At 40.8% G+C, this 10592-nt stretch carries 9 protein-coding genes; 7 read left to right on the top strand and 2 right to left on the bottom strand.

Annotated features, from left to right (window positions below):
• Window positions 1-266 precede the first annotated feature (266 nt).
• Entirely contained in the window at window positions 267-1031 is a 765-nt protein-coding gene (locus tag NFS43_RS24005; RefSeq protein ID WP_251555497.1) for an NAD-dependent protein deacylase, read from the top strand.
• A gap of 68 nt (window positions 1032-1099) precedes the next feature.
• Here NFS43_RS24005 and NFS43_RS24000 read toward each other — a convergent pair whose 3' ends face one another.
• Together NFS43_RS24000 and NFS43_RS23995 are read right to left on the bottom strand one after the other, a co-directional pair.
• Entirely contained in the window at window positions 1100-1990 is an 891-nt protein-coding gene (locus tag NFS43_RS24000) for a DMT family transporter (protein WP_251555496.1), read from the bottom strand.
• Between the two features lie 108 nt (window positions 1991-2098).
• Window positions 2099-2506 (bottom strand): hypothetical protein, encoded by a 408-nt coding sequence (locus tag NFS43_RS23995; RefSeq protein WP_251555495.1) that lies wholly within the window; start codon window positions 2504-2506, stop codon window positions 2099-2101.
• Window positions 2507-2852: 346 nt separating this feature from the next.
• Between NFS43_RS23995 and NFS43_RS23990 the strand changes: the two genes are divergently transcribed.
• From NFS43_RS23990 to NFS43_RS23965, 6 genes are all read left to right on the top strand, one after another.
• The gene (locus tag NFS43_RS23990) at window positions 2853-4046 is read left to right on the top strand and encodes an aminotransferase-like domain-containing protein (RefSeq protein ID WP_251555494.1); all 1194 of its coding nucleotides are present in this window, start codon (window positions 2853-2855) and stop codon (window positions 4044-4046) included.
• A gap of 145 nt (window positions 4047-4191) precedes the next feature.
• Window positions 4192-4872 carry an NUDIX hydrolase gene (locus NFS43_RS23985; RefSeq protein WP_251555492.1) on the top strand — a complete coding sequence of 227 codons (681 nt, stop codon included), beginning with the start codon at window positions 4192-4194 and terminating at the stop codon, window positions 4870-4872.
• 118 nt (window positions 4873-4990) lie between these two features.
• Complete coding sequence (locus NFS43_RS23980) at window positions 4991-6007, top strand: TAXI family TRAP transporter solute-binding subunit (RefSeq protein ID WP_251555490.1); 1017 nt, start codon at window positions 4991-4993, stop codon at window positions 6005-6007.
• 213 nt (window positions 6008-6220) lie between these two features.
• Complete coding sequence (locus NFS43_RS23975; RefSeq protein WP_251555488.1) at window positions 6221-6703, top strand: DUF1850 domain-containing protein; 483 nt, start codon at window positions 6221-6223, stop codon at window positions 6701-6703.
• On the top strand, window positions 6699-8654 hold the full coding sequence (locus NFS43_RS23970) for a TRAP transporter permease (RefSeq protein ID WP_251555499.1): 1956 nt from the start codon (window positions 6699-6701) through the stop codon (window positions 8652-8654). Before NFS43_RS23975 ends, NFS43_RS23970 begins: the two co-directional genes overlap by 5 nt.
• 277 nt (window positions 8655-8931) lie before the next feature.
• Entirely contained in the window at window positions 8932-10470 is a 1539-nt protein-coding gene (locus tag NFS43_RS23965; RefSeq protein WP_251555486.1) for a DHA2 family efflux MFS transporter permease subunit, read from the top strand.
• Window positions 10471-10592: the final 122 nt, after the last annotated feature.

The following is a 10592-nucleotide window of genomic DNA, read 5'->3' as shown; positions in this document are numbered from 1 at the left end:
ATATCATATTAACGCGGTGAATTAATAAAGAATAAAGATAAAATAAAAGCTGTCGAAGGTTTTTCGACAGCCTGAGACAGATCCCTGTCTCTTTTTTATTAGAAAGGATAAAAGTTTTTAGACTTTGAGAATTGCCTAGCTCCAGGCCATGCGGCGCTGAACAGGGCGCTTGCACTTTCTTATGAGCAGAAAATTAACAATTCGTATTAATAAATATATAATACTTATAAAACTTCCCTTCAGGAAAACATCGAGGAGTGATCAAAATGGAAGCAACCGTTAAAGAATGTGCAGCGATCATTCGAAACGCTGCTAATATTATTGTGCTGACTGGCGCTGGCATCAGTACGGAATCCGGCATTAAGGACTTTCGATCTCGGACGGGAATCTATCAGATGGCACCAGAATACATACTATCACTTGATTACTTTTTCCAGCATCCAAAGGAGTTTTATCAGTTTGCCTTTGAAAACCTATATCATCCCAATGCTATCCCCAATAAAGGGCACGAAATGATTGCAAAATGGGAAAAGCAAGGCAGGGTTACGCAGATTATTACTCAAAACATTGATGGGCTGCATCAAAAAGCAGGAAGCAATCAGGGCATAGAGTTTCACGGCACGATGAAAACCGCGTCTTGTCTGAATTGCGGGAAGACCTATTTGACAGAAGAGATGGTCCGCCGCATGAATTCACGTGAGGATTTTTATGTGTGCGATTGTTGTGATGCGGACCAAAAGCACGACCATTTCATTAAACCAGATGTTGTCTTGTTTGGGGATTCGGGAGAATGGTTTACTCCATCTGGATTCCATTCCATTTTGAACAAAATTGAACAGGCTGATTGTCTATTAGTATTAGGAACTAGCTTGAATGTCACACCATTTTCCACTTTCCCGCACTACAGGCAGGAGGGGGTGCCGCTGATGATCATTAATAAGGGGCATACTCCGTACGACCATCATCCTAGCACGTTTATCATTCATGAATCGATCGGCCCAACCCTTGACGAAATCAATAAAACCCTATAATAACCAAAAAAGCAGGGGATTTATTATTAAAATCCCACTGCTTTTCAACCATCATCCATTGCAGGTATTTAGCTCTGTGCTTTTTGATTCCGATTTCGATTCGGCTGATAGGTCGCTAAAATTGCTCCCAAAATGGTAATGATTCCCCCAGCTAATGTAATCAAGGACAACTGTTCATGTAACAGCAGGATTCCAAAGACAACGGTCCAAACAGGAAGCAGGTTGATAAACGGTGCTGCCAGAGCCGCTCCGACTCTTTCTACTCCAGATGACCAAGAAATGAATGAGACTACTGATGCTAATGTGCTTACATACAGTAAAGCAAGCCATGCGGTCCCGGACATATGAATCGTGTCTGGTTGAATAGTCCCGATGCAGCTAATAGCGCTGAGGATCGTCCCATAAAATGCTGCTCCTGCAGTCATCGTGAGCGGATCCATTTTTGTACTGTATTTTTTTCCGAGAACAGTATACATGCCCCAAGCAATACAGGATAACAAGACCGCAGATATACCGATTATCGATGCATGTGAATCCCCGCTGTGTTTACCTTGGAGCAAAAGGACCACCCCGCCAATGGAAACGACCGCAACAATCCATGATTTTAGAGTATTGGTTTCTTTTAAAACGACAGGAGTGAGCAGCAAGATGGCGATGGGGATCCCCGCTGAAATCATCCCCGCATAGGAGGCGCTTAAAAATCGCAAGCCAAAATAATTTAACGTAGAAAAGGCGAATACCCCAAAAAAGCCGAGAATCAGGAATTCTTTCCATTCGGAAAAGATTGGGAATTGTTTTTTATTCAGTCTCATGAGCCCCCATAACAGAATAGTAGAGATGGCCCAACGGACCGTATTAAGTAAGGTAGCCGGCAAAGCTGGCGCTAAAATCCTGCCGCAAATGTAATTTCCGCCCCACAGGATGGTCGCTAAAATTAATAATAATATTCCTTTTTTCATTTCTCATTTCCTTCTGTATGTAATGAATAAATCCCGACTTGATGCTGCTGACTATAGCTGCATCGCAAATCCGGGACTCTTACATTCTTCTATTTGAAAGATTTAAAATTAAGCTCCCTGCTGATAGGGTATATAGGCAGAATGGGCGTCATCCCATTGGAAAATTCCATCACTTAACTGGATGACAGCATCAAACGGTCGAGAAACAGAAGAAGCACTGCTGCCAGATGACGGTTCTTCGGTCAACTGCTTTTTAAGCTGCAGCAAATCTTCTTTTGAGGCGATCCGAATCACACATTTAAGCGTGATTTTGTTTTCCATAATTCCATTCCGTTTACAAATGCTTTCTTGAAATCCCTTGTTAAATTGCAGCATCATGTGGAGATCGCTGATGCACGCGACACCAAACACATCCTTAATAATGTCTTCATAACGGACTTGATAATCTGTGGCGAATTTTACAATGTTTTTTTCAGGATTTTCCAAAATATAAATGGTTTCGATTGAGTCTTTCAATCATAACACCCTTTCTGTTTTAATAGTTTTTGTGTGAAGGCTGGAATAATAAATAACCATGTTTATCTCACATGGTTCGGCAGGAAATTTTTTATAAATTTGACAAACATTAGAAGAGAAGGGCACTAATCCACTTTGTTTTTTAATAAATAAAATAGATATATTTATATGATAACATATATTTTCTTTTTAATGTAATAAGCTAGTACAAGGTTCTTCCTTCAACTGAGTTTACAAATTTTTCTAAACATTTAGTCTCTTTTGCTTGCGTTATCAAAATTTTCTATTATACTAGAAAACATATTATAATTAAATTCAAAATTTTTTAAAAAGGAAGCGACGAACGTTGAATTATTTATTCGCACCTCAGACCGCAAACTACGAATCTTCGGCTGTCAGAGACATTTTAAAGGTAACCCAGCAAGGACATGTTATATCTTTTGCAGGCGGGCTCCCTGCAGAAGATATATTTCCATTGGAAGCAGTTAAAAGTGCCTATGAAAAAGTATTTGCATCCGGAAACTCTTCCCTGCAATACGGATTAACGGAGGGGTTTATTCCGCTTCGTGAAGCGATCCAATCCCGCATGCATAGAAAAGGCATTTTTTCAACCACTGATAACATCTTGCTTACGACGGGTTCGCAGCAAGTGATAGACTTATTCTCAAGAATCATGTTAGCGCCAGGCGATGTGGTTCTTGCCGAAGATCCTACCTATCTTTCTGCCTTGCAGGTTTTTAGGTCTTACGGGGCACATGTCATAGCCGTCGGCAGTGATGATAAGGGAATGGACCCAGTAGATTTAAAAGCTAAAATGGAACTCTATCATCCAAAGTTTGTCTATGCTATCCCAACCTTTTCGAATCCAGATGGAAAACTATGGAGCAGGGAAAGAAGGGAAGCATTGCTTCAACTTAGCAATGAGTATAATGTGCTTATACTGGAAGATGATCCCTATGGCGATATTCAATTTCATTCAGAAGATAATATCCTGCCAATTGCAGCATTAGACAAGGGGCAGAGCCGTGTTGTATATACCAGCACCTTTTCGAAGTCAGTTGTGCCAGCACTTAGGACGGGATGGGTGACAGGCCCAATCGAAGTAGTCCAAATGATGGCCAAAGCAAAGCAAATGAACGACCTGCATTCCAGCAGCATTGACCAGCAGGCACTTTACTACCTTTTGCGTGACTTTGATTTGGACGGGCATATTGAGCAAATTCGCACTGTTTATCACCACCGCATGATGATTATGAGAGATTATTTAGCAAAGCTGGGGAGCGGCTTATTTTCCTTTAGCGAACCAAGAGGCGGCATGTTTATGTGGGTAGAGGGCAATGACCAGCTCGACACAACAATGCTGCTTCATCAAGCGGTTGAAAAAGGTGTAGCCTTTGTGCCTGGAGCACCTTTTTACATCGAACAGCCAAAATTAAATACTTTCCGATTGAATTTTAGCCACTCTGCCCCAGAAAAAATTAAACTTGGAATGGATCGGTTAGTGGAGGTTTTGTTAAATCCGGCTGAAGTTAAGCAATAAAAATGAAAAAAAGGAAGTGATGGCGGCCATTTTGCATGACTGGACACATCACCTCCTTTTTTTCATTCGTTAGAAGGGAAATAATCGAAGCTGCGTGAATATATAAATACAATTAACTGAAATTTTCGAGAAAGGCGGTTTCAATATGAGTGCAATGCCAAGACCAGCATCCACTGTCGTGCTAATCGATGAGAGTTCGAAACTATATTTGACAAAAAGGCCGGAGACAATGAAATTTATGGGCGGCTTTTACGTTTTTCCCGGGGGAGCCGTAGACAAAGGAGATAAGGCCGACTCAAGCGATAGTATGGATCATTCCCTGTTAAACGATTCATTTGATCCTGCTCATTATATTGCAGCAGCAAGAGAAATATTTGAGGAAGTAGGAATCTTAATCTGCAGAAATTTGGATGGATCTGCTATTCTGTTGGAAGAAGAAAAACAGGCCGAATACCGTCACAAATTGCTAAACCGCGCAATATCTTTTCATGATTTTTTAAAAACGGAACGTCTAAGGGTCGATTTTGAAAACCTAAAGTATTTCGGACATATTATTACTCCTGAGATTAGCCCCATTCGCTTCGATACCCGTTTTTTTCTCTCGCAACTTCCAAAAGGCCAATATCCAAGACCTGATGACCATGAGATAAGTGATGCGTTTTGGATTTCACCAATCGATGCGCTGTCAGAATTTGAGCAAGGCAGGATTTCCCTGGCTCCTCCCACCTTACATTCACTTAAGACCATAATCAACTATCTAAATGGAAGTCCTCTCTTTATGCAGGAATATAACTTGAGTGAATACACCAAACATTTTAAAAAGTAAAAATTTATTTTGTAAACACAGTGGCAAACTCGTAATTTTTAGATAATTGACAATATTTGCTCGTTTTAATAAAATGAACAAGTGATAGATAAAAAATTCCAAAAGGGGGAAATTATAGTTGAAAAAGAAAAGATTGTTACTTTCGATGGTTTTTCTATTAGCTTTGTCTATGATTCTAGCTGCCTGTGGCAGCAATGACACAAGCGGAGAATCTGAAGGCTCTGGAGACAAAGGAGGAGAAAAGGCAGCAGAAGAAACACTTAAATTTATGAGTGTATTAACAGGGGGAACTGGTGGTACATATTATCCGCTAGGCGGTGCTTTTGCCAAAATCATCAAAGATGAAACTGGGATTGATGCCAATGCTGAAACCACGGGGGCCTCTGCCGAGAATATGACAACTCTTAAAAATGGGGAAGCTGAGATTGCTTTCTCGCAAACAGATATTGCCTCTTATGCTATAGAGGGAAAATTAATGTTTAAGGATAATAAAGTAGATAATGTACAGGCTATTGCAACACTTTATCCAGAAACCATTCAAATCGTTACGACTAAAAAGTCGGGAATTAAATCGGTAGAAGATTTAAAAGGCAAAAAAGTATCTGTCGGTGCGCCAGGATCGGGTACAGTAGCGAATGCTGAGCAAATTTTGGAAGTACATGGGATGACCTTTGATGACATTAAGAAACAGGACCTTTCCTTTGATGAATCTACTCAGGGAATTCAAGATGGCACGATTGACGCAGCATTTGTCACTGCCGGAGCTCCTACTGGTGCAGTCGAGTCCCTTTCAGCAACAGAGGATGTCGTGATTATTCCTATTGAACAGGACAAAATTGATGCCCTGATTAAAAAGTATCCATATTATGTTAAAGATGAAGTTCCAGCTAATACCTATAAGCTGACAGAAGCTGTTACTACCGTTGCCGTTCAAGCCATGCTGGTTGCAAGAAGCGATCTTTCCGAAAAAGTAGTTTACGATGTTACGAAGGCGATTTTTGAAAATCTGGATAAAGTGACACATGCAAAGGCAAAAGCCATTAAAGTTGAAAATGCCCTTAATGGAGTCGGAATTGAGGTTCATCCAGGCGCCCAAAAATACTTTGACGAAAAAGGCATTAAACCTGCACAGTAAGCAGTTTAAGTTTGGTTCATTTTCCACTAAATCGATGACCGGCTGTTGTCTAGCCGGTCTCATTTTCTACTATTTAGATCTTGGTTTGCAAAAGGGATTGTCCAGAATCTTTAATTTTGTTCTATTCCCTCAAATGATATCGAAACCTCCCAGCTAGAATCAGGTGAAAACATGAAAAAAAGGAAGTTACCAATTATTTGCCTTTCAATCATCATGCTTTGTGCAATCTTGATTGTCTTTATTCCAATAAGGCAGGCCATTGTATTTCAGCCGAGGGATTCAACACAGAAAACGGCCTATATACCTTTGGGGAACAAAAACCATTTCAAGATTAAATATACCCATTCGATTCATCTATCTGATGTTGTGGAAAGCTATAAAATCCTTCCCGATCATCGAATTCAGCAATATGAATTGATGTATGAGGAAACTGCAGTCGGAATGCCGGCAAATGCAGCAGAAGGAGAGACGTTTGAGCAAAAAAACGGGAAATATTACATCAAAAACATGAAACGGATTTTCCCATCCTTTTATTTAAGGATCGGCCAGGTTCGGGCCAACCACCGAGTTATTTTCCAAAACAAGGAGTTTCCATTGAAGCGCTCAATTAAACCGGGAACATCTGTCAAAGTAGAAATTAAAAAATTGAATTTTTTACAGCTATGGAAAGGAGTGAATATCCTTGAATCAAATTGAGGAAGCACTTTCTGAAGAGAAACAACAGGAGCTTTTGGAGAAATATGATCCAGAAGCAGGTACGAGAAAATTAAAAGGAATCATTAAGTGGGTGGTCTTTATTGGCCTCTTAGCCTTTTCGTTATTCCATCTTTATACAGGGATATTTGGGATGCTCACAGCCCAGCTGCAGCGCTCGATTCACTTAGGTTTTGCCTTAGCACTTATATTTTTGCTTTTTCCAGCAAGGAAAAAAAATCGCGGAAAAGAACATAAAGCAGCTTGGTATGACCTGATCTTAGCTGCTTTATCTGTAATTGTCGGAGCCTACTGGCCTGTTATGATAGATGATTTAGTCTTGAGGACAGGTAATTTAGCGGGGTTGGATTTTTATGTTGGATTAGCAGCAATCCTGCTTGTATTGGAAGCTACCCGCCGGGCTGTTGGACTGCCGATTGCCATAATCGCAGTCGTGTTTATGCTGTACGCTCTTTATGGCCCCTATATGCCTGGATTCATGGCCCACCGCGGGGTCAGCCTGGACCGCCTGGTTCAAACCATGTTTTTTACCACTGAAGGGATATTAGGCACTCCAATCGGCGTATCCTCGACATTTATTTTTCTATTTTTATTATTTGGATCGTTTTTAATTAAAACAGGGGTTGGAGAATACTTTAATGATTTATCCATTGCCGTTGCTGGGCGAAGTGTGGGAGGCCCAGCAAAAGTAGCAGTCTTCTCCAGCGCCTTGCAGGGCACAATCAGCGGCAGTTCCGTTGCGAACGTCGTGACCTCTGGTGCCTTTACGATTCCAATGATGAAAAATCTCGGTTATAAAAAGGAATTTGCCGGAGCTGTTGAGGCGGCATCTTCCACAGGCGGCCAGTTAATGCCGCCGATTATGGGCGCAGCAGCCTTCCTCATGGTTGAATTCATTGGTGGTGGAATCAGCTATTGGGATATAGCAAAAGCTGCCGCCATTCCGGCCATCTTGTATTTTACCGGGATTTGGATTATGACCCATTTTGAAGCAAAGCGAATCGGCCTGCGTGGACTAACGAAAGAAGAAATGCCAAGTTTAAAGATGGTATTGAGTAAACTTTATTTATTAATTCCAATCATAGCCATTATCATGTTAATGATGTCCGGCATGAGTGTCATACGGGCTGCACTTTGGTCCATCGTCATTACAGTAGTGGTCAGTGCGGTTAAAAAGGAGACACGAATTGGTTTTAGAGGAATTATTGACGCATTAGCCGATGGCGCCCGGTCGGCCTTAGGAGTTGCTGCCGCCACTGCAGCAGCTGGCATTATTGTCGGGGTCGTAACCAAAACCGGTCTGGGGCTGAAAATGGCAAATGGTTTACTGGATTTATCTGGCGGGGCACTTTTGCCAACGTTATTTTTAACCATGGTCGCTTCATTGATTCTTGGTATGGGCTCACCAACAACTGCCAACTATGTCATTACTTCTACAATTGCTGCACCTGCGATTATATTGCTGGGGATCCCCGATCTTTCAGCTCATTTGTTCGTGTTTTATTTTGGAATCGTTGCTGACATAACACCTCCAGTTGCACTAGCTGCCATGGCTGCTGCTGCCATTTCAGGCGGAGAACCTTTCCGAACGGGAGTAGAGTCATCCAAACTGGCCATTTCCGCCTTTATCATTCCATATATGTTTGTTCTATCTCCAGAATTGCTGATGATTGATACTTCTTGGATGTATTTGATATGGGTCGTTTTTACAGCATTTATAGGAATGATTGCAATTAGTGCAGGTGTTATTGGATACTGGATGCGAAAGCTTGCTTGGTTCGAAAGGATTCTAGCCATCGGGGCTGGATTGGCGCTCATTTATCCAGAAAAAATTTCAGACATCATCGGTTTAATAACATTCTGCGGCTTATTAGCTTTTCAATATCTTTATAAAAGAAAAAGCGTAACAAATAATCAACAAATTTCTGGTTAGTCCCCAAAAAATGGGGGCTTTTTTTCTGTGATTACCAGCCAGAAGTTTGGTTATTTATTTTAAATTTGATGAAAAATATATTAGACTGTCCAGAAAATGAAAGAATTATTTGAACCGTGAGTACAAATTAAAAGAGCAGAATTGGCAACACCCTATGCAAGCCTTTACATTGCGGAAATTTATCTGTTGCAAAAATTGAACCGATAGTATATGATAATTTTTATTGCTGTAATACATGATCAAAAATATACGAACTAAACTTCAAGGGGGAATACATATGGATCAAACCATAAAATCCAATCAGCGTCCGCCATATGGCATTATCGCGATATTAATGATTGGCGCATTTATAGCATTTTTAAACAATACCTTATTGAACATTGCTTTGCCTTCGATTATGAAGGATCTTAACATTGAAGCAGCTACTGTTCAGTGGCTGACCACTGGGTTTATGCTGGTTAACGGAATTTTAATTCCTACCACAGCATTCCTAATTCGTAAATATTCTGTTCGTCATCTATTCTTAGCTGCCATGTTGTTATTTACCATCGGAACAATTGTAGCAGGAACGGCTACTGTGTTTTCCGTTTTATTGACCGGAAGACTGTTGCAGGCATCTGGTTCTGCGATCCTAATGCCGCTGTTAATGAATGTTATGTTAGTCAGCTTCCCAGTTGAAAAAAGAGGAGCAGCAATGGGCGTATTTGGTCTGATTTTAATGTTCGCCCCAGCTATTGGTCCGACATTATCAGGCTGGATTGTTGAGCACTACGATTGGCGGATGCTGTTCCACTTTGTCACTCCAATTGCCATTGTCGTGCTTTTAGTTGGATTCTTCTTATTAAAAGATAAAAAAGAAAAAATCAATATTCACCTTGATTTCTTTTCCTTATTATTATCAAGTATTGGATTTGGCGGAATCCTTTATGGCTTCAGTACAGCAAGCAGTAAGGGGTGGGATAGTCCGCAGGTATATGGAACTATCATCATCGGGGTTGTGTCTTTGGTTGTTTTTATCTTAATCCAATTGAAAAAAGAAGATCCGATGCTGAATTTCCGAGTTTACAAATATCCAATGTTTGCACTATCTTCAGCAATTTCAATGGTTGTTAATATGTCTTTATTTGCCGGAATGATTCTCCTGCCAATTTATACGCAGAATCTTAGAGGCATTTCACCAATGGATGCTGGTTTGCTGCTTCTTCCTGGTGCAATCTTGATGGCAGTGATGTCTCCAGTTAACGGAAGATTATTTGATAAGATTGGCGGCCGGATCCTTGCTGTAACTGGCTTAATCATCATTGTTGTAACAACATATGCTTTTAGTCAATTGACACTTGAAACAAGCTATGCGCATTTAATTCTTATTTACTCCATCCGCTCATTTGGTATGTCGATGGTCATGATGCCTGTTTCTACAAATGGCCTTAACCAGCTGCCAAAACGGTTGTATCCTCATGGAACAGCTATGAACAACACACTTAACCAGGTGGCTGGTGCGATTGGTACAGCCCTTTTAGTAACGATCATGACAAACCGTGCCGAATCACAAGGTAAAACGCTTGGAGAAGAAGCCATGAAGCATTTTACCGGACAGCCTACACCTGAGGCAATTGCTCAAATGAAACAGCAAATCGCCGCTCAGGCAATGTTGGATGGAATTAATTTCGCATTCATGGTCGCAACCGCGATTGCCGCCGTGGCACTTGTTTTAGCCCTATTTATCAAGCGGGCAAAACCTTCTGTGGACCCAATTGGGGGATCCAATACTAAACAGGCTAATCAAAACGTTGTCCCCAAATTAGCTAAAAATTAAAACATCTGACAAAAAGCCCTCTAAGGGCTTTTTGTCAGATTGTCGAGAAAGGGTATTTTTCTCGGCAATTTTTTATTATCTCAGAATCTAAATACCAAATTTATTGATTGTCCATGCAAATG

The sequence above is a fragment of the Neobacillus muris genome, assembly GCF_943193175.1.
Taxonomy (GTDB): Bacteria; Bacillota; Bacilli; order Bacillales; family Cytobacillaceae; genus Neobacillus; species Neobacillus muris.
This window is presented reverse-complemented; position numbering and strand designations above follow the sequence as displayed.